Origin of the sequence: Vibrio sp. 10N.237.312.B06, from assembly GCF_041464685.1 — a bacterium.
Lineage (GTDB): Bacteria > Pseudomonadota > Gammaproteobacteria > Enterobacterales > Vibrionaceae > Vibrio > Vibrio tasmaniensis_A.
The window spans coordinates 1-20,955 of record NZ_JBFSPI010000089.1; the positions used below are offsets into that span (position 1 = coordinate 1).

The 20,955-nt window shown below is 43.9% G+C and carries 18 protein-coding genes; 8 read left to right on the top strand and 10 right to left on the bottom strand.

Going from position 1 to position 20,955, the window contains the following annotated elements; all coding sequences use genetic code 11:
• Positions 1–71: 71 nt before the first annotated feature.
• Positions 72–434 (top strand): RidA family protein, encoded by a 363-nt coding sequence (locus AB6C75_RS19145; protein ID WP_017101776.1) that lies wholly within the window; start codon positions 72–74, stop codon positions 432–434.
• Positions 435–517: 83 nt separating this feature from the next.
• On the opposite strand, the gene AB6C75_RS19150 is transcribed toward AB6C75_RS19145, so the two are convergent.
• The gene (locus AB6C75_RS19150; RefSeq protein WP_009845503.1) at positions 518–2,104 is read right to left on the bottom strand and encodes a BCCT family transporter; all 1,587 of its coding nucleotides are present in this window, start codon (positions 2,102–2,104) and stop codon (positions 518–520) included.
• A 450-nt stretch (positions 2,105–2,554) separates the two neighbouring features.
• Between AB6C75_RS19150 and AB6C75_RS19155 the strand changes: the two genes are divergently transcribed.
• Both AB6C75_RS19155 and AB6C75_RS19160 read left to right on the top strand, forming a co-directional pair.
• Positions 2,555–5,713, top strand: coding sequence for a chitinase C-terminal domain-containing protein (locus AB6C75_RS19155; protein WP_372108730.1), 3,159 nt, complete (start codon positions 2,555–2,557; stop codon positions 5,711–5,713).
• A 309-nt stretch (positions 5,714–6,022) separates the two neighbouring features.
• Entirely contained in the window at positions 6,023–7,486 is a 1,464-nt protein-coding gene (locus AB6C75_RS19160; RefSeq protein ID WP_372108731.1) for a diguanylate cyclase domain-containing protein, read from the top strand.
• Between the two features lie 90 nt (positions 7,487–7,576).
• Here AB6C75_RS19160 and AB6C75_RS19165 read toward each other — a convergent pair whose 3' ends face one another.
• Positions 7,577–7,831, bottom strand: a complete 255-nt coding sequence (locus AB6C75_RS19165) for a YgjV family protein (protein ID WP_009845500.1) — start codon at positions 7,829–7,831, stop codon at positions 7,577–7,579.
• 268 nt (positions 7,832–8,099) lie between these two features.
• Between AB6C75_RS19165 and AB6C75_RS19170 the strand changes: the two genes are divergently transcribed.
• The 3 genes from AB6C75_RS19170 (at position 8,100) to AB6C75_RS19180 (ending at position 10,538) form a co-directional block, all read left to right on the top strand.
• Complete coding sequence (locus AB6C75_RS19170; RefSeq protein ID WP_372108733.1) at positions 8,100–8,684, top strand: DUF4136 domain-containing protein; 585 nt, start codon at positions 8,100–8,102, stop codon at positions 8,682–8,684.
• A gap of 178 nt (positions 8,685–8,862) precedes the next feature.
• The gene (locus tag AB6C75_RS19175) at positions 8,863–10,047 is read left to right on the top strand and encodes a D-alanyl-D-alanine carboxypeptidase family protein (RefSeq protein ID WP_122046317.1); all 1,185 of its coding nucleotides are present in this window, start codon (positions 8,863–8,865) and stop codon (positions 10,045–10,047) included.
• A 197-nt stretch (positions 10,048–10,244) separates the two neighbouring features.
• Complete coding sequence (locus AB6C75_RS19180; RefSeq protein ID WP_012600484.1) at positions 10,245–10,538, top strand: YkgJ family cysteine cluster protein; 294 nt, start codon at positions 10,245–10,247, stop codon at positions 10,536–10,538.
• Positions 10,539–10,722: 184 nt separating this feature from the next.
• Here AB6C75_RS19180 and AB6C75_RS19185 read toward each other — a convergent pair whose 3' ends face one another.
• The 6 genes from AB6C75_RS19185 to AB6C75_RS19210 all read right to left on the bottom strand — a co-directional run bounded on the left by AB6C75_RS19185 (position 10,723) and on the right by AB6C75_RS19210 (position 16,268).
• The gene (locus AB6C75_RS19185; protein WP_372108736.1) at positions 10,723–12,405 is read right to left on the bottom strand and encodes a pseudouridine synthase; all 1,683 of its coding nucleotides are present in this window, start codon (positions 12,403–12,405) and stop codon (positions 10,723–10,725) included.
• 151 nt (positions 12,406–12,556) lie between these two features.
• Complete coding sequence (locus tag AB6C75_RS19190) at positions 12,557–13,177, bottom strand: glutathione S-transferase family protein (protein ID WP_372108737.1); 621 nt, start codon at positions 13,175–13,177, stop codon at positions 12,557–12,559.
• A 34-nt stretch (positions 13,178–13,211) separates the two neighbouring features.
• Positions 13,212–14,243 carry an NADP-dependent oxidoreductase gene (locus AB6C75_RS19195; protein WP_372108739.1) on the bottom strand — a complete coding sequence of 344 codons (1,032 nt, stop codon included), beginning with the start codon at positions 14,241–14,243 and terminating at the stop codon, positions 13,212–13,214.
• Between the two features lie 137 nt (positions 14,244–14,380).
• Positions 14,381–14,971, bottom strand: a complete 591-nt coding sequence (locus tag AB6C75_RS19200) for a TetR/AcrR family transcriptional regulator (protein WP_009845490.1) — start codon at positions 14,969–14,971, stop codon at positions 14,381–14,383.
• Positions 14,972–15,125: 154 nt separating this feature from the next.
• Positions 15,126–15,599, bottom strand: coding sequence for an FKBP-type peptidyl-prolyl cis-trans isomerase (locus tag AB6C75_RS19205; RefSeq protein ID WP_012600489.1), 474 nt, complete (start codon positions 15,597–15,599; stop codon positions 15,126–15,128).
• A gap of 42 nt (positions 15,600–15,641) precedes the next feature.
• On the bottom strand, positions 15,642–16,268 hold the full coding sequence (locus AB6C75_RS19210; RefSeq protein ID WP_099165583.1) for a thioredoxin domain-containing protein: 627 nt from the start codon (positions 16,266–16,268) through the stop codon (positions 15,642–15,644).
• 271 nt (positions 16,269–16,539) lie between these two features.
• On the opposite strand from AB6C75_RS19210, the gene AB6C75_RS19215 reads away from it, so the two are divergent.
• Positions 16,540–17,133 (top strand): OmpA family protein, encoded by a 594-nt coding sequence (locus AB6C75_RS19215; protein ID WP_372108741.1) that lies wholly within the window; start codon positions 16,540–16,542, stop codon positions 17,131–17,133.
• 108 nt (positions 17,134–17,241) lie between these two features.
• Here the strand turns inward: AB6C75_RS19215 and AB6C75_RS19220 are convergent, their stop codons facing one another.
• Positions 17,242–17,601 (bottom strand): glutaredoxin family protein, encoded by a 360-nt coding sequence (locus tag AB6C75_RS19220; protein WP_372108743.1) that lies wholly within the window; start codon positions 17,599–17,601, stop codon positions 17,242–17,244.
• An 89-nt stretch (positions 17,602–17,690) separates the two neighbouring features.
• A complete protein-coding gene (gene norR / locus AB6C75_RS19225) occupies positions 17,691–19,283 on the bottom strand; it encodes a nitric oxide reductase transcriptional regulator NorR (protein ID WP_009845485.1) in 1,593 nt (530 codons plus the stop codon).
• A gap of 349 nt (positions 19,284–19,632) precedes the next feature.
• Here norR and hmpA point away from each other — a divergent pair, with 349 nt between their 5' ends.
• Positions 19,633–20,829 (top strand): NO-inducible flavohemoprotein, encoded by a 1,197-nt coding sequence (gene hmpA, locus AB6C75_RS19230; protein WP_372108745.1) that lies wholly within the window; start codon positions 19,633–19,635, stop codon positions 20,827–20,829.
• Positions 20,830–20,955 lie beyond the last annotated feature (126 nt).

The window sequence follows — 20,955 nt, forward strand, 5'->3', positions numbered from 1 at the left end:
CCTTAGAGGGCGTCACCCAATAAGCCTCCGGCTCCGCCGGAGGTCATTTAACTATAAGAAGAGTATAACCTGTGAAAATTCATAGAATTAATCCGACCAAGCGTTGGTCTGATGTGACTGTGTTTAACGGTATTGCAAGCTTTGTTGAAGTACCAGAGACGGATACAACGGCAGGAATTAAGAATCAGGTTCAGCAAATCTTCGAACAAGCTGAAGAAATGATGAGTTTGGTAGACAGCGATAAATCTCGTGTATTGTCAGTGACTATTTACCTAACGGATTTCGCTAACTTTGATGCACTCAATGAAGTGTGGGAAGAGTGGTTCCCTGAAGGCTGCGCGCCAAGCCGTGCGTGCGTGAAAGCAGAACTCGCTAACCCTGAACTATTGGTTGAGATGTCATTCATGGTTGCTGCTGGTGAAAAGTTTCAATAAGCCGAAATCTCGGTAGATACAAGCGCTAGTAGACATAACTATTAATAAAGTCGATAGCGTAGAACACTAAATCGGATTAGGTATTAAGCGAGACCTTGATCTCTTGCCATCTGCTTCGCGATCTTCGGTGCATGCCATAGACATGGCAGCAAGATAAACGAAACAGGAACGGCAGTGATCACAATGAACGACTGCAGAGCTGAGATGCCGCCAGAGCCCATTGAGATAAGCGCGATAGCCACTGCCCCCATAATGACGCCCCAGAACGTTCTAACTGCTGAGTTAGGTTCTGTAGTACCAGTCATTACTACACTGATGGTGTAGGTCATTGAGTCACCTGTGGTCACAATGAACGTGGTCGTCAGGATAAGGAACAGGATTGCAATCAGAGTCGGGAACGGTAGTTGCGAAGTAATAGCCAGTAGTACAGCTGGAAGGTTGAAACCTTCGAATGCGCTAGATATTACGCCTGGGTTCTCTAATTCAAACGCTAAGCCACTACCACCAACAATGCTGAACCAAAAACAAGTCACAAGCGGTGCAACGATGCTGATAGAAACGATCATTTGGCGAATAGTTCGGCCACGTGAGATACGAGCAATGAAGATCGCCATCATTGGGCCATAACCTAAGAACCAACCCCAGAAGAATACAGTCCAGCCACCTAGCCACGCAGTATCTTGGCGGTATAGCGCCATTGGGATAAAGTTGTCGACCATTTCACCGATGCCTTGTAGGTAACCATCAATGATAAAGCTGGTTGGGCCAACAAGGAGAATGTAAACGATTAGGCACACCGATAAGATGATGTTGTAACGGCTTACCAGTTGGATGCCTTTACTTAGACCACTTAATGCCGACAGCGTGTACATTGCAATAGCGAATAGAATAACGACGCTTTGGGTAGCAAAGCTATCAGAAATCCCAAACAGTTCGCTCAGCGCGTAGCTGATTTGTAGGCCAAGGAAGCCGATAGGGCCGATTGTACCTGCGGCTACTGCCACAATGCTGCACGCATCAACGACGTTACCAATCCAACTGTTGATTGCCTTGTCGCCCAGTACTGGGTAAAGCAGGGTGCGTGGCTTAAGAGGAAGGCCTTTTTCGTAGTGCAAGTACATAAGCACAATCGAAGAGAGACCACCTAAGATAGCCCATGCAAGGAAACCCCAGTGCATGAAAGATTGTGATAGTGCATTGAATGCCATCGCTTGAGGGTCTGCATTGCCATACAGCGGTGGAGCTGAAACAAAGTGAGCAATTGGCTCTGCAGCTGCCCAGAACACGCCACCACCCGCAAGGAGTGTACATAGGACGATAGACATCCATTTAAACGTGGTCATTTCTGGTAGGGCAAGCTTCCCTAAACGAACATGGCCTGTGCGACTTAGTGCAAGCACTAAACCGATAATGAAATTGAGTAGTAGTAGGACTTGCCAGAAAGCACCGAACCATTTAGTTGAGTAACTAAAGCCGATGTTGACAAGTTCGGACAATACGGAGGTGTTGGTGAAAGCAAGGATGACAAAGAGGGTCAGGAAACTGCCACTCAGCCAAAAGACTGGGTTTCCGAGTTCCAGCTTTTCACCCAAAGATTGAGCTCTATTGAAATCGATAGAAGTAGATTCTGCGTTGATGTTTTCGTTGGCGACTTGCGTCAAGTTGGACATTATTTCTTCGCTATATTTGGCTCTTTCAAGCCTATGTATTTCTCCCACATTCGGATAAAAATGTGAGGCTCGTCAAAAAAGCCGCTGATACTAACATATTTGTAATCAAAAAGTGGGCGATTTCATAAAATAATCCCAAATCGCCAAGAATTCCCTACTTTTTGGTTAGTTTTGATACGAATTTTTCTCAAACTCAAATCACATTTCTGACTTTTGAGACATTATTTTTTTAGCTTTCCGAAATAAATTAATATTAGTTGTTGGTGCAAAATAAGTGTCGAATCATTGCATGCTATAAACAAATTAATGCGAGTCATTTTATAAATAGTAAATATTTTAGGTGTTTAATTGGCACTGTTACCTACAGTTGTTTTGCGAAGGAATTTAAGTGGCAAAAAAAGTGTCATTTACTTTAAATATCTTAAAACAACAACTTAAGGGACTGCAAACATGCACCTAAATCAAGGACGAGTGGCCAAAAAGGTTTTTACACTCAGTACTCTCACTGCGTCATGCTTAATGGCTTTCAATAGCTATGCGGCTGTGGATTGCTCAACGTTAGAAGCGTGGGATCCTGCCACGGTTTACACCGGCGGCGATCAAGTTTCACATGACGGTAGTGCTTACAAAGCCAATTATTGGAATCAAAATAACAACCCAAACCAATTCGAAGGTGACCATGCACAATGGAAGAAGGTTGATGTGTGTAGCGGTGGTGGTACGCCCAATGAAGTGCCAACGGCTTCGTTAACGACTCCATCAGCCTCTGACATAATCACTGAAGGCGATAACGTGGTGTTGAGAGCAACGGCGCTAGATTCTGACGGCAGTGTTACCTCGGTTGAATTCTTCATTGATGGAACTTCAGTTGCGGTTGTAACAGCTGCACCTTTCGAAGCGGCTTGGGCTGCAACGTCTGGTAGCCATCAGGTTTCGGTTGTTGCTACAGACAATGAAGGCGCGGCTAGCTTAGCGAGCGCGGTCTCTATTTCTGTCGATTCAGTTACACCTGGAAATGAAGCGCCGACAGTATCGGTTGCGCTTTCTGCATCTTCGGTTGATGTTGGTGGTGTGGTAACGCTGACCGCAACGGCAACAGACAGCGATGGTACGGTTGATAAGGTCGATTTTTATGTGGCAGGTTCTTTAGTCGGAACGGCTGCGACAAGCCCATACACGCTTAACTACACAACCACTCAAGCGGGTTCTTTAGCGGTTTACGCAAAAGCGACTGACAATCAAGGCGCAACGACAGATTCAGCGCTGGCTTCTTTGACGGTGAATGGCGTACCAACGGTGAGCACTTGTCGACCTGATGGCTTGTATCAAACTCAAGGTGTCGATGTTCCTTATTGTACGATTTACGATGATGAAGGCCGTGAGAAAATGGGCGCGGATCACCCACGTCGTGTCATTGGTTACTTCACCAGCTGGCGTGCAGGGGATGACCCACAAGCTGCTTACCTAGTAAATGACATTCCTTGGGAACAACTCACACACATTAACTATGCTTTCGTGAGCATCGGCTCAGATGGCAAAGTAAACGTGGGTGATGTGAACGATCCGAACAACGCAGCGGTTGGTAAAGAGTGGCCGGGCGTGGAAGTTGACCCAGCATTAGGCTTCAAAGGTCACTTCGGTGCATTAGCGACAGCGAAGAAAAAACACGATGTTAAGACTTTAATCTCAATCGGTGGTTGGGCGGAGACCGGTGGCCACTTCGCCACTGATGGTAGCCGAGTGGCTGATGGTGGTTTCTATACCATGACGACCAATGCTGACGGTTCTATTAACCATCAAGGTATCGAAACATTCGCAACTTCAGCGGTTGAAATGCTTCGTAAATACCAGTTCGATGGTCTAGATATCGATTACGAATACCCGACGTCAATGGCGGGCGCAGGTAATCCGTACGATAAAGACTTTATGGAACCTCGTCGTCAATACCTATGGGCTTCTTACCAAGTGTTGATGAAAGTGTTGCGTGAGAAGCTTGATGCAGCCTCTGCGCAAGATGGCAATCACTACATGTTAACGATCGCGGCGCCTTCTTCGGGTTACCTACTGCGTGGTATGGAAACATTCGATGTAACCAAATATCTCGATTACGTAAATATCATGTCTTATGACCTTCACGGTGCGTGGAACGATCACGTAGGCCATAACGCTGCGTTGTTTGATACAGGTAAAGATTCAGAGTTAGCACAGTGGAACGTATACGGCACAGCGGCTTACGGCGGTATCGGTTACCTGAATACGGATTGGGCCTACCACTACTTCCGTGGTTCTATGCCAGCAGGTCGTATTAACATCGGTGTGCCTTACTACACACGTGGTTGGCAAGGTGTAACTGGTGGTGAGAATGGTCTTTGGGGCCGAGCAGCACTGCCAAACCAAGCTGAATGTTCAGCAGGTACTGGTGAAGGCGAGAAGAACAACTGTGGCCATGGCGCAATTGGTATCGATAACATGTGGCACGATACTGATCCGAAAGGCAACGAAATGGGTGCAGGTTCAAACCCAATGTGGCATGCGAAGAACTTAGAGAAAGGCATTTGGGGTTCTTATGCAGCAGCTTACAAGCTTGATCCTGTTAACGATCCTTCAGATGTTCTAATGGGGACTTACACGCGTAACTATGACAGCGTGGCTGTTGCTCCTTGGTTGTGGAACGCAGAGAAGGGCGTATTCCTTTCAACGGAAGATAAAGATTCTATCGATGTGAAAGCCGATTACGTTATCGACAAAGAAATCGGTGGCATCATGTTCTGGGAACTAGCAGGGGATTACAACTGTTACGTACTCGATGCGAACGGTAACCGAACTTCAATCGATACAACCGAACAGGCGTGTAATAGCGGAAACGGTGAGTTCCATATGGGTAACACTATGACGAAAGCTATCTACGATAAGTTTAAGTCAGCTACTCCATATGGAAACAAGGTTGCAACGGGTGCTATCCCAACGGAAGCATTAGATATTACTGTTTCTGTAGGTGGCTTCAAAGTCGGTGATCAAAACTATCCAATTAACCCTAAGATCACGTTTACAAACAATACAGGTCAAGCGCTTCCTGGTGGTACTGAGTTCCAGTTCGATATCCCAGTGTCTGCACCTGATAACGCAAAAGATCAATCGGGCGGTGGTTTGTCTGTGATTGCTTCTGGTCACACTCGTGCCAATAATATTGGTGGTCTAGATGGTCCGATGCACAGAGTAGCGTTTACATTACCTGCATGGAAAGAGCTTCCTGCTGGTGGTGTGTATGAACTCGATATGGTTTATTACTTGCCAATTTCTGGCCCTGCAAACTATACAGTGAATGTGAATAGTGTCGATTATGCATTTAGCTTTGAGCAGCCGGATCTACCACTGGGTGATATCAGTACTGGTGGCGGTAATCCTGGTGATGGCGGTACCAACCCAGGTACATGCGATACTGCGGGTTTAGCTGTATATCCCGACTTACCTCAGAAAGATTGGGCGGGTAACCCAAGCCACGCAAACACGGGCGACCAAGTGGTTCATAACGGCAGTGTTTACCAAGCAAACTGGTGGACAAGTGCCGAGCCGGGAAGTGACGGCAGTTGGACCAAAGTGTGCTCTTAATTTAATGCTAAGCAATGTATTTATAGACAATAGAGCGTAGTAATAGGTAATAAATGCGAATGCTTTTAAGTCGATTTATCAGGGCTTTAGTATAAATTAAGTTATCAATTTAAACGTAAAATCAAAACGCCGAACTGAATCCAGTTCGGCGTTTTTGCTATAAGTCACAGATTGCACATGAAGAGCGCTATTAATATCGACTATCGTTCAGTAAAATCGATAAATGTGATATAAAACAATCTACTTATAAAAACAATCTACTTATAAAAACAATAGCGTTACCTAAAATTTAAAAGCTATGAGGTGATTTTGAAAGTAAGACGTAAGTATATCCTCAACTTTTCCATCGTGTTGGCCCTCGTATCTTTGGTCCTCTCTGCTATTCAATTTAACCGAACCAAAGAATCACTTTTAGAGTCTAATCAATTCTTCTTCCGTACTATTGTAAACGCAAGCTACGACATCGTAGATACTACCGTTAACGAAGCTATTAAAACCTATCTCAAAGGTGTGACTGATACTGTCGCTTCTCACACACTAGGTGTCACTCCAGAACAAGAAGTTAAAGAAGTCATCCGAATTGCTAACGAATTGGTGATTGGAGAGTCAGGTTATATCTATTTGATGTCACCACAAGGTGTCCACCTGTATCATCCGTTTTTACAAGGGCAAAATCGCGCGCATTTAACCCATATTCAAACGCAACTGACCTCAAAGTCTGGAATGACTCAGTATTCTCATGCTAATCCACATGAAGTCGGCAAGCGTGCGAAGGTCGCGTATTCAGTGAGGCTACCGAGTGGTAATACATTGGTGGCGACCACTTATAAAGATGAACTCATGTACTTGGTCGATCTCGAAGCGCTTAAAGATAAACTAAGAAAGTATTCATATGGCGATAGTGGTTATGTATATATTGTTGATTTGCAAGGCGAGCTAGTCCTCCGACCCAATTTTGAACACGAACACTTGAAAGCCTTAATTGGTTATTCATCAGAGTTGCTCATCGATAAGGTCGTTGCTGAGCCTGAAGGGCATTTTAGTTACTCAATTTCAGATGAAAACGGTACGACAAGCAAAAACATTTTCTATAAGTTCTACCCATATCTGAATTGGATCATTTCTGCTGGAGTTTTGGAGCAAGAGTTCAATAAGAACCACAGTTTGTTGCTGGTGAGCTTGATGACCTTAATCATAAGTTTGCTTAGCATCATTGTTGTTCTGGTGCTTTACCTGCGGCACCGTCATTTAAAGATCTTAGATGTAGCTAACTTAGATTATCTTACGGGGTTGAGTAATCGGCGGGACTTTATTTCTCAGGTTAAGATGAGAATTTTAGAGTGTTCGCCTTATCCGTTAAAAGGTGTTGGTATCATTCTTCTAGATATTGACCATTTTAAATCGGTAAATGATCTACACGGACACGCTGAAGGCGATAGGGTGATCTGCGCCGTTGTAAAAGTATTGAAGCAATTTGCAAATGAAAATCGTCTAATTGCTCGCTATGGCGGTGAGGAATTTATCTTTGTGACTTTTGATTGCAATGAATATCAATTGTACGAGTTGTCGGAAGAGCTTAGGCGTAGCGTCGAAAAAATTGAGGGGTTAGTGTTACCTGTAACGGTCAGTGTTGGGTGTCGCTATGCAAATGCACTGTTCCACATAGAAGGCACGATAGACCAAGCTGACAAAGCACTTTATCAAGCGAAAAAGAATGGACGCAATAACACACAGGTGTACAGAGAGAGTCAATATCGTATTGTCTGTAATTGAAGTTTTCTAAAACTGATAAGCATGAAAAAGCCCAAATAGAACGTTCTATTTGGGCTTTTTTAGAATTGTTTGAAAGTGCTAGCCGTTAATCTAAGCTTTTGCTGCTTTCATCGCTTCATTTTTTTTTTCCTTTTGCATTTTTGCAAGGAAGTAGATGTTCACACAAGCGATGAAACCGTTGGTTGCAACCACTGGCCATGCGTCAATCATAACGCCGTATGCTGTGAATAGAGTACAGCCAACAAAGTTAAGGACACGCAGACGCACGATATCTTTCATTGTTAATGAAATTGCGACCATAATAGATGCCGCGTAACCTAAAATTTCAACCATATTGAATTCCATTGTGTGACCCTCTTAATTTTGCCGATGCTTTATCGGTACCAATTCTTCTCTTCATGAGATGATTGAGGAAGCTCCGTGCCCCGAATGGTTTGGTTATGTTTAACTAAGTTTACTATACCGAGTCTATTTCTGTGGTTAAACCCCCAAAATGAGTAGAAGTGAAGGTTAGCGATTACGCAAACGTTTAATGATCTTTCTATTAATATAATTACTGTTTATGTTGAAGGTCAAATTGATAATTATTCTTGTATAGGAAAGGAAGCCGCGAATGATAAAACGATTCATATGTGCAACAAAAGGCGTAAATAAAGTCACGTTGTTGGCTTTGATAGCGATTGGACTGACAGCGTGTACAACCAACGAAACGACTCCAACTCACAATTATGGCGTGGTGACCAGTGGTGACTTTGATTTCATGAAACATGGGGTAGTCACGTACTCATGGCATCCCGAATCAGAGCAAGTGTACCTTTCTGAAAAATATGACAAGACGGTCGTCACTGATCTTGTACGCGAAGCGATTAAAGAACAACTTTCATTGAAAGGTTATCAGTTGAAATCCGGGGCTGGTGACGTCGTGGTGGGTTTTGGATTAGCTGAAGAATCTGAACTGAACGATGAATCGATCTTTGATGCGATTCAGTTATCTACAGGTGTGCCATTTTATAGTGATGATGGAAAGGTAAGCGAGAAAGGGTCTTTGTATATTGCTTTTTTTGTTCCTAATTCGGAAGTTATACAGTGGCAAGCACTGGCGCAGTCTGGTATCCAACCTGATTTAGAGCCGAGCGAAAGCAAACAGCGGGTTATGGGCTTTGTTGAAATGTTATTTAGACGTATGCCTGAGAGGTAAAGCGAAGTGTTGAATGTATTCATTGAGTCAATCGTTCTTGTGTAAAAAACGAACAGGTCGCAGATTATACTTTTTTATTTGTAACGAACCGTACAAATACGTAAAGCAACGTAAAGTTCGCGCTTCTTTTGCTAGCATTTGTCTATACTGAACAAAACGTTAACTTAGGTTTGATTCAATGAAACGGTTCTCAAAATACTCTCTCCCTCTATTAAGTATGTTCATTGTAAGTAACGCAGCGATCGTAACGAATAATGCTGTCGCGGCACCTTCTATAGTACCAAGCCCACCTAGCCTAGGCGCAAAAGGGTATGTGTTAATTGATTTTAACTCTGGTGATGTGCTGGTAGAAAAAAACGCACACACTAAGTTAAACCCAGCGAGTTTAACCAAGCTTATGACCAGTTATGTGGCTGGACAAGAGATGAAACGAGGTAACATCTCTGCTGATGATCAGGTGCGAATCAGCGAAAACGCATGGGCGAAAAACTTCCCTGATTCTTCAAAAATGTTCATCGAAGTGAACACTGATGTCGCGATGATGGATCTTTACCGTGGCTTGATTATTCAATCAGGGAACGATGCGAGTGTTGCGATTGCAGAACATGTTGCAGGCTCACAAGATGCATTTGTTGACTTGATGAACTCTTGGGCAGCTTCGCTAAAACTGGAAAATACCCATTTTGCGAATGCACATGGTTTAGATGCAGACGATCTCTATTCAACGCCTTATGATATCGCTCTATTAGGCCGTGCAATTATTCGCGATTTACCGGATGTGTATGGTTTATACAGCGAACGCTCGTTTAGCTACAACAAGATTACACAACACAACCGCAATGGCTTATTACGTGATAGAAGCTTGACCGTTGATGGCATGAAAACAGGTTACACCTCTGGTGCAGGCTACAGTTTAGCGAGTTCGGCGACACAAGGTGAGATGAGACTTATTGCGGTTGTGATGGGCGCATCAAGCGTTAAGAGCCGTGAGTCAGACAGCAAACAATTGTTGAGCTATGGTTTTCGTTTCTTCGATACGTTAAATCCTCATCAAGGCGGTGACGAAGTCGCTGAAGAGAAGGTGTGGTTTGGTGCCCAAGATACGTTGAAGCTAGGCGTTGCAGAAGATACGTTTATTACGCTGCCTAAGTCAGACAGTAAAAAGTTAACGGCATCGATTGAACTAATATCTGAACTGAAAGCCCCAATTTCAGAAGGCCAAACCTTAGGCGTTGTTCATTACACCGTTGATGGTGAAGATGTTCAAACTCAACCTTTGATCGCGTTGGAAGCGGTAGAGCAGGCCGGCTTGTTCAAACGCTTGATGGACTACGTAAAGCTATTTTTTGCTAGTCTGTTCTAAATCGAGGCTAGTCTGTTGTAAAGCGAGATAGTGGCGACAAGTCGCGATGGAAAACCATAAATAGTATGGGCGTTGTGAGTAAATCACAGCGCCTATTTTTATTTCTACATCAATCAAAACACTGCGCCGCACTATCTTTATTAGCCGTAGCGGTCGGTTTCGATTACTATACGCAAAATTTAGCAGCGTAGTCACTTATGACGATTGAGATAAAGAACGTAACCGAACCCGAAGTAACATGTGCTAATTGTCAGGCATGCTGTTGCCGTTTAGAGGTTATGATCATCACAGATACAGGCGTACCTGAAGAGCATATCGCTTATGATGAATGGGGCGGCGAAACGATGTTGCGACTCGACGACGGTTGGTGTTCTGCTGTAGATAGAGAAACACTGATGTGTACTATTTACGAAAACCGACCTTGGATCTGTCGTGAATTCGAAATGGCCTCTTTTGAATGTGTTGATCAGCGCAAGGATGTAATGGGTTAAGTGTCTGCAACATTGACGTTAGTAACGAAAGTACGCTACCGAGCTGTGATAAGCACATTAAAAAATTAAATTTCAGGGTTCTATATCTCAAGCAGATTTAGAACCCTGATTCGTTTAACGAGACAAGAACTTTTATGGAACAAAAATTTTAGTGCGGTAATAGTTTTAGCAGGATAAGAACAGCTTAAAACTCAGAAGGCACTTCAAACTCGATCCATTCACCGGTTGTTGGGTGAATCAGTTTTAAGTAGCCAGCGTGAAGGTGTAAACGCTCACGTTTGTATCCGTATAAGTCGTCACCACGAATCGGTACACCAAGGCCTGACGGGTGAGCACAGTGTACGCGCAGCTGGTGGGTTCGTCCTGTTTTAGGGTACAAGTGAACCTTGGTTTTGCCATTGTTGGTGCTGACCGCTTCCCAATGAGTTTCAGCATTACGTCCATGTTCATGGCAAACCAATTGTCTTGGTCTGTCTGTTATGTCGCCGCGCAAGGGCAAGCTGATATCGCCAGATTTGCCGTCGATTTCACCATCTAACAGAGCTGTATATCGTTTCTCTACGGTTCTATCAATGAACTGCTTCTGGATGTGTTTATTGGACTCTGCGGTCAGCGCCAAGATCAATAAGCCTGACGTCGACATGTCCAATCGATGGATAATCAAAGGGCCTGTTGCATCGGGATAACGCGCTTTAATACGGGTATAAACAGAGTCTTCGATAAACTTACCAGGAACCGACAAGAACTCCTCGGGTTTATTCACCACCACGATCTCGTCATCTTCATAGACAATATCAAACGACTTACCAACCGCAGGGTTCACGATAAGCGGGTTCTCTTCTAATTCGATGCCGTTTAGCTGGTGGTCGAGGATCTCGAAGCTTTTACTTTGGCAAACCGGGTACAGGTTTGCGTGCTGGCGAATGACAGCCGTTGGAGGCAATCCCCACCAAAACTCAGACAATGCTAATGGCTGAAAGCCGTGTTCAAAAGCAAAATTAAGCAGCTTAGGTAGGCAGCAGTCGCCAGAGCCTTCAAGAGCGTCTTTGCCATCTAACAATTCAAGCAGGTTCTTTGATTCGAGAGCTTGGTTGTTAAAGCGATAATGAGACAACCGTTGCGCTTCTAATTCGGCTGAGATCGCTTGGTACTCTTGCTTGCGGCTCGTGAGTTCGCTTTCGATAGCATCAACTTGCGACTGGCGTTCTGCGATCTTTTGTTTCCACTCGATTCTAAGTGCTTTTAAGTCGCGTTTCTCTTGGCTGCTTTGATTGCCCAGTTGTTTGAGCAAATTCGCTGCTGACTCTAGATTCCCCAATGCCTTTTCTTGATTGGCTTGTTCTCTGAGTTCGTTACGCTGAGATTTGTTTGCTGCCATGGCTAATTGAAAGGCTTCGATAGCTTGTGCTGATTCGATTTTTAACTCTTCAAATTCAGCCAATAATGCGTCTAGGTTGTGCGACTGTTGTAGTTTTTCAATGTCATCCGCTAGTTGCGATTGGCGAGCAAGGTTTGCACTGTTGTGAGATTGAAACTGTTCTGAATCGAAGGCTGATGGAACAAAGTTAATGTTGTTTAACTGAGAGGCCAAAGACGGATATAACTGCAAACCTGAAAACGCAGAAAGGTAACCTAGCTCTTGTGTAGTTGGGTTCTGAACAAGAAGCACGGCGTAGAGGTTGCCTTGCGATGTTTCATTCACACCGCAGTCGAGTAACGACTGCTGAAGTTGCTGCATGGCAAACTCACACGTTGGATGTGGTGTGTAGTAGTACGGAAACGTAAAACGAGTCGGTAGCGGTAAGTCTACATTCGTATTGTCGTTTTTTAGGTGCAGTGGTGTGTATTGAGCAAGGTTTGCTGACATGAAGATCAAACTCTATGGCTGTTCAGTTAGAGTTCGGTATTGTTGTCGAAATGAAGGCAAATGAGAAGCCAAAGCGAAAGATAAATCGGCTTTGGCTTCATTTAGTTGCTTGTGCTTATCCGAAGCGCGTCCGAGCTTGATTGAAACTCGATCAGTTCGAGTGTTCTAGCTCTAGTTGCTCGGCTTTTTGGTAAGCAGGGTGGATCGTTAAAAGATCACCGTATTTAGCAATGTTAGGGTAGAGCGCAGTGGCACCGAAGTTACCCACGATTTCTACGATGAACGACATCATGAAATCGGCACCCGTCAGAGTATCAGCAACAAGGTAAGTTTTACCTTCAAGCGCTTCGTTGACAAAGGTTAGGATCTTTTGGTTTTCATCATCAGCGTAGCCGCCAAGGAAATTAGTCTCGCAACCGTCTTTCATCACAAAGATTTTAAGTAGCATTGGCAGAATACCAGAGCTTTCAGCGAAGTGAAGCCACTGTGAGTATTCCACGTAGTCAGCGGTGCCGCGCACTGGTGCGAACTTACCTTGACCGTATTTGTCGATTAGGTACTCGGTGATAGCACCAGATTCGCTGATCACGACGCCATCGTCTTCAATAACCGGAGATTTACCAAGAGGATGAACGGCCTTCAATTCTAGCGGCGCTATAAACGTTACACTGTCTCGTTGGTATGGTTTGATTTGGTAATCTACTCCAAGCTCTTCCAATAGCCAGATGATGCGTTTTGAGCGAGATTTGTTTAGGTGATGCAAAGTAATCATGATTTTACCTAGTTAACTGGTTCAGTTTTTGAATTTATTTAGCTTCGTTTGTTTTGATAACAAGCTTACCGAAGTTTTGGCCTTCCAATAGACCCATGAATGCTTGTGGCGCCTCGTCTAGGCCTTCAATTAGGTGCTCACGGTAATGCATCTTGCCTTGAGACAACCATTCTGTCATTTGAACAGCAAACTCATTGTAACGGTGTGCGTAATCATCAAAGATAATGAAACCTTGCATCTTAATACGCTTGACCAAAAGAGTGCCCATAAGGCTAGACATGCGATCTGGGCCTTCAGGAAGTGATGTCGCATTGTATTGTGAAATAAGGCCACAAACAGGAATGCGAGCACCAGTGTTAAGCAACGGCATTACCGCATCGAACACCTTGCCGCCAACGTTTTCAAAATAAACGTCGATGCCGTTGCTACATGCTTTAGCCAGTTGCTCCGCGAAGTCGTCGGCTTTGTGGTCGATACATTCATCAAAACCAAGCACTTCTTTCGCGTACTGACATTTCTCTTGACCACCAGCAACGCCAATGACACGACAGCCTTTTAATTTTCCGATTTGGCCAACGGTTGCGCCTACTGCACCTGTTGCAGCCGCAACGACTAGAGTGTCGCCTTCTTTAGGTTGGCCGATATCAAGTAAGCCCATGTACGCAGTAAAGCCTGGCATACCCATGATGCCTAGTGCGTAAGAAGGGTGTGTTGGCTCTTTACCTAGTTTGATTAGGCCTTCACCATCAGACACACCAAGATCTTGCCAACCGGTGTAAGCCAGTACCCATTCGCCAACTTCAAAATCGCTATTGTTTGACTCTTCAACCTGACACACGGTTGCACCGACCATCACTTCATCAATCGCAACAGGGTCTGCGTAAGATTTAGCATCGCTCATTCGGCCACGCATGTACGGGTCTAGAGAAAGGTAAACTGAGCGAAGTAACATCTCGCCGTCTTTAATTGTTGGTGCGGCTACTGTCTCCAAACGGAAGTTATCTTGAGTCGGTGCGCCTACTGGGCGAGAAGCCAATACGATGCGGCGGTTGTCTTGTTGAGTCATTGGGTATCCTTAATTTTATATTATGTTTATTTAGAATTAGACCAGTCGTCTAGTCTTGTTGTCTAAAAATCCCGCCGTCATCAAATGATAAGAGGGCGGGTTATCTGTCGTTAGTAAAGACTAAACACAGTACGTGGTTAGTTTTTACCTTTTAAAATCTGTTGGGTTAGGTTTAAAGCTGATTCTAAGCTACGTGAACTCTGGCTTAGTTTGCTTAATAAGCTTGCGCCTAACCACATAGAATATAGATTTTGAGCGGTTTCTTGGCTCTCTTCAACCTTTATCGAGCCATCATCAATACCACCGACAATGCACTGCTCGATGGTATGCGTCACTTTCTCAGCACCTTTCAATAGCGCTTGGCGCATAGGATCAGAAAGATCAGAAACTTCGGCGCTGAGCTTAACGACTAAGCATTTATGAGCGTTACAAGTACCGTTTTCAATCTGTGACCATCGAGTGAAATAACTGATAATTCTCTGGTAATGGTTGCCTTCACCATGAACCAAAATAGTTTCAACTCTGCTGATGTAGGTCTCAAAATAGTGCTGGATCAGAGCCTCGCCAAATTGCTCTTTAGATTTAAAGTAGTGGTAAAACGATCCTTTTGGAACATCCGCTTCTTTAAGCAATTGCGATAAGCCAACGCCGTTAAAGCCGTTGTTCACTATTAATTGGTAGCCAACATCTAAAACATGCAGGCGTGTGTCGTTCGTTTTATCGTTCATGGGCTTACTATAAATTAAATTAGACCAGTCGTCTAGTCTTCGGCTTTTTGAGGTATATTCCGTCGTTACAAAAGTGGCTTCAACTATTCAAACTTTCACATATAAAAAAGCCCCAACATAGCTCGTATGTTAGGGCTTAAATCAGTCTCTTCAATTATTTGATAGAGATTAACTCAACATCAAAAATCAAAGTTGCTGATGGTGGGATAGGGCCTGAACCACCTTTACCGTAAGCCAATTGGCTTGGGATAAACAGGCGAACTTTTTGGCCTTCGACCATGTAAGTCAAACCTTCTTGCCAGCCTTTTATCACTTGTTTAAGAGCAAATGAGATTGGCTCACCACGATCAACAGAGCTGTCGAAAACAGTGCCGTCGATAAGTGTACCGTGGTAATGAACCGTTACTTTGCTGTTCTTAGTTGGGTGCTCTGTACCAGTACCTTCTTCAAGAACTAGGTATTGAAGACCACTTTCAGTCGTAACAACCCCTTCTTTAGCGCCGTTTTCGATAAGGAATTGTTGGCCTTGTTCAATATTTTCTTCGCCAGATTTATGGTTCATCCAAGTGCGGTAGATCATGAAGCCAGCCAAAATAAAGACAATGACCGGGATGATAAATTTAGACATAGTAAAACCTATTTATTGTTGATTTTTTATAGAGAAAAGCCGTTAAGGCTGAGTCAAAAGGTAGTTGATCGTTTTTGCGATACCTTGAACATCTTGGTGACCTGCTGTTAGTACTTGGTATTTACCGTTGATGATAAATGTTGGTACTGAGTTGATTTGACCTTTAACCGAGATCTCTTCAGCTTTCTTTACGTAGTCAAATAGAGCGACTTGCTGTTCTTTGTTCAGTTGGTATGGGCTAACCAGACCACGAGAAGTGAACGCAGTCTCTAGAGCTTGTTGACGTTGTTCAGGAGTCGCATCTGCACCCATTTGAACCGCACCAAATAGGTCGTCCATGAACGCGTGGTCAGGGGTCGCATCAAGTTGCATTACTGCTGTGTAGTAGATCATTGCGCTGATTTGAGCACTTTCATTGAACGTAACGTGCATCTTGCCAATAGTTTGGTCTGTTAGAGATTCGATCTCTGGAATTGCACTTTCCATTTGACGGCAGTGACCACAATTTAGAGAGAAGATTTCAGTGATCGGAGACAGGTTAAATTCAGTTAGAGCAGTAGGCAGCGCTTCGTATTGAACGCCTTTCTGTGGCTCGTCTGTTTCACTACAACCCGCGATAATCAGTACGGCAGCAAGTGCTGTGATGAATTTAGTAAATGGTTTAAACATAATGTTTGCTCTAGCGTTGAGAAGTCGTGAGATTCTAACTATTTAGTACGAATTGGAAAACAATTATAAGGTAAATAAATGCAAACAGTTGGAACGGGCGGGCGATGACAGGCGAGTTGACGATTAACTGTGATCAAAAACACTTTTTTTGGACGTGCTTTCTTTTCGTATAAAGTTTTTGTCTAAAGTTTTTCTCTCAGTGCCGATATAGACATTAGTGAATGGTTTATCTGCATAAGTGGTTGGTGAAGTAATGAGATATTTAGCGATAATGTTAAGCATAGCTTTGGCTGGGTGCGAAACTACGTTACCAACGGGGTTATTCGGTGAGGATATGTTACAAACTGCACCGAAAACTGATTACGACATTATGTACCCTGAATGGGGGGGGGTTCAAACCACTCATCAGCAAGGAACTATTACCACTAACTACGGACGTGGCGTTTCGACCAATGATCCACTGGAAGTCTTTTTAAGACAAAACCGTATCGATTTTGAAGTTTTACCTGGCAACCATGTGATGGTAAAGCTTGTACAGCATGTGAACTTTAAAACAGGTTCGACATCTCCTGAACCCGCTTACAACAATTGGTTGGACACGTTAGGCAGCTATCTTTCTCGACGCCAAGACATTGATGTCGTCATTGAAGGGCACACGGATAATACAGGCAGTGATCGTGTTAATGATCCGCTCTCTGAACAGCGCGCAAAAGAAGTGAAAGCTCGCTTAGAAAGTAACTATGTTTCGAGTCGTGCTATTTACACCCGCGGTTTCGGTGAGTACGTTCCCGCGTGTAACAACGCTTCAGTACAAGGTAAAGCCTGTAACCGCCGTGTAGAGTTGATGCTGATTGTGGCGAAATAGATGCGAGAAGCTTGATTCTTTGAATCGAAAGAGCGTATCGATTACAGACATCAAAAAATCCCTCATGAAGAGGGATTTTTTGTATTTAGCTTGTGTTGCTTTTTCCGCTTATGCGAACTGACTTTCTAAGTAAGATACGATATCTGAAGATTCGTACATCCACTCAGTTTTACCGTCTTTCTCGATACGTAGACAAGGAACTTTCACACGACCGCCGCCAGCTTCAAGCTCTGCACGGTGTTGTTCGTTGTTTTTTGCATCACGAAGTTCAAACTGAACAGACTGACGTTTCATCGAGCGTCGTACTTTTACACAAAATGGACATGCCTCGAATTGGTACAACGTGTGCGTTTTTGCCTGCTCGTTCACTTTGCTTTGTTCTTCTTGAGAACGCTTCACACCGCGTGGGCTGAAAACAAAATTCAACAACAAGATGACGCGACCTAAAAACCAACGGATAAACTTCATAACTCTCTCTACATATTTAAAATTAGCGTTACAATTTGCAGCATTATATACACAAGTTTTGTCAGATGCTCGCAACAAACCGCTAATATCTATTTTGTCCGTTCGATCGTGTGAGACTTCGCCACATTTAGCCCTAAACGTTTGGACAGTCGAGTCAGGTTTGCTCGGTCTGTTTTCAGAACTCGCCCTGCTTGCGCCCAGTTAAAGTTGGCATCTTCCAACACCTCAGTGATGATGCTGCGTTGAAAATCATCGGTAGCGCCACGTAAACCTGCAGATAGGTCGATCGTTGGTGTTGATAAAGGTGTGTTTTTTACCTGTGTCGTCGCTATAGGCTGATCTTGGTCGAGTGGGCCACAATCTTCTTTAGTGATTGTCACGAGGTTTTTGTTGGTGCTACGAGCTAATGCTTTTAGTGCTGAACGGCTAATCACGTGCTCAAGCTCACGTACGTTACCTGGCCAACCGTAACGGTTTAAAAATACCAGTACATCAGAGCGGAATTTAACTTGGTTGATACCAAGTTTACGACGTGCCTGTTCTAGGAAGAAGCCTGCTAGCAAGCTGATGTCGTCACCTCGGTCTTTCAGAGCTGGCACTGCGATAGGGTACACACTCAATCGGTGGTATAAATCGGCTCTGAATCGACCGTCTTCAACTTCTTGCTTTAAGTCTCGGTTGGTTGCAGCTAAAACACGAACATCAATAGTTTGAATGTTGTCTTGGCCTACAGGTTGGATTTCGTTGTTTTGCAGTGCACGCAATAGCTTACTTTGTGCTGCTAAAGGCAATTCACCAATTTCATCTAAGAATAGCGTGCCGCCATCGGCTAGAGCAAACTTACCTAAGCGGTTTTTGTCTGCACCAGTAAACGCGCCACGAACGTGACCAAATAGTTCACTCTCTACCAAGTTCTCAGGAATAGCTGCACAGTTGACATAGACGAGTGGGTTACGTTTACGCTGCGATTGGTGATGCAGGGTTCGAGCAACGAGCTCTTTACCAACACCTGTATCACCATGAATCAGAATATTAAATTCAGAGGGTGCGACAACCGCGATATCGTTTTTAAGCGCGACCATGGTGTCACTATTACCAATCAATTCGCCGCCGTCACGTTCCCACGCTTCAACATTCAGCTCTTCCAGTAATTGCTTTGACTGTTTCGCTTGATGTTCAAGTTGCGAGAAAGTCATCGCCATTTGCATCGTAGAGGCAGCAATAGCAGCGAGAACTTCTAGGTTCCGAGCAGGAATATTCGCGAAGACATCAGGTTTTAGGCTGTCGAGGGTTAGTACCCCTAACAATTTGTCACCAAAAAGAAGAGGCAAACCCATACAGGCATGCATAGGCAAATCGCCGTCGTGGTCGATCAGTAAGCCATCGAAAGGATCAGGCAATGAGCTATCCGCATCAAAACGAACTGGAGAACGCGATGCACAAATCGCATCAAAACGTGGATGTTCTGAAATAATAAAGCGGCGACCGAATGTATCTCGACTGAGCCCTTGCATTGCGATGGGTACTAGCGTGTCGCCTTGAAGGCTTAAAAGTGCGACACAATCACACGTTATGGTTTTACGAATGGCATCGATTAAGCGATTGAAACGGTCTTGATCGTTCACACCGCTGGCTAAACCAATGGTCATTTCCATGAGAGTGGATGCTGAGATATCTTGCATAAAGGGCTCATACTGTTTGTATTTTTATACATGGTAGAGTCTTTATGACATAAAAAAAAGGTCTTTTTGACTAAAGTTTGAAGAGGGTTTTTGAAGGGATGCTAGGCACAACAAGCTTTCGCATGTTGGCACCGTTTGTGCAATGTGTCCATTGCGTGTTGTCTATATGACTGAATATCTGACCTATCATTGATTTGAATCAATTAATGCGAATTTATCAGTCCACGTAATTCTCATAAAAATAGTAGCCAAAGAGCTCATTGAGAAATAATTAATATAAAGTCATCTTTAAATAAAATCAGTCAATTTGACATGAAAGGTCAAAAGACTAAGTGTTCGGAGTAAATCAATGCTAAACAATCTACATATCAACATCATCAAATCGACGATTCCTCTTTTAGAAAGCGCAGGCCCTGCTTTAACTCAACACTTCTATCAACGCATGTTCACGCATAACCCTGAATTGAAAGATATCTTCAATATGACTCACCAAAGAACAGGTCGCCAAGGTGTCGCACTGTTTGAAGCTATCGCGGCTTATGCAAAGAACATCGAAAATCTAGCAGCGTTAACCTCAGCGGTTGAGCGTATTGCACAGAAACACACAAGCTTTAATATTCAACCAGACCATTACCAAATCGTTGGTCTTCACCTAATTGAAACACTGCGTGAATTAGCTGCTGATGCATTCACCCCAGAAGTAGAAGAAGCGTGGACTGCGGCTTACCTATTCTTAGCGCAAGTATTCATCGACCGTGAAGCTGAACTTTACCTACAGCGCAAGCAAGCTGTTGGTGGTTGGGAAGCTGCACGTGCATTCGTAATTGCAGATAAAATTGAAGAATCAGCATTAGTAACAAGCTTCATCCTACAACCAAAAGATGGCGGTGACGTTCTGGATTATACGCCAGGACAATATATTGGTATCGAAGTGAAACCTGAAGGTGCTCAGTACAGCGAGATCCGTCAATACTCACTATCAGACAAGCCAAACGGCAAGCAGTACCGAATTTCTGTGAAACGTGAAGGCCAAGGTCAAGAGACTCAAGGCGTAGTATCTAATCACATGCACGATACTGTTGCTGTCGGTGATGAAGTTAGCCTATATGCTCCAGCGGGTGACTTCATGTATCAAGAGCGTAGCAAGCCAGTAACGCTTATCTCTGCAGGTGTGGGTGTAACACCAATGCAATCAATGCTTGAGTTCTTAAACAACCAGCAGAAAAACGAACCTGTACTGTACCTTCACGCTTGTGAAAACGTAGGTCAACACTCTTTCACGACTCGCGTTAAAGATATTGTTGCCGATAAAGGTTGGGAAGCGAAAACGTGGTACATGAACAAAGGCGAATCTGCGTGTGAGAACACACATCAAGGTCAAATGGATCTAGCATCTATCTCTGACACCAACGGCTTTGAAGAGAGCGATTTTTACATTTGTGGTCCTGTTGGCTTCATGAAGAACATCGTAGAACAGCTAGATGCACTTAAAGTCGACCGTTCTCGCGTCCACTACGAAGTCTTTGGCCCTCACGCTAATTTCTAATAGCTCTCACTAGTTCTATTAACACTCGCCTGAACTATTAACACCTTGCCTATTCAAAGGCCTCACATTGTGAGTAATGCCGTTCACTTAAGAGTGAACGGCATTTTTGTTCTTAGCATACCGTTG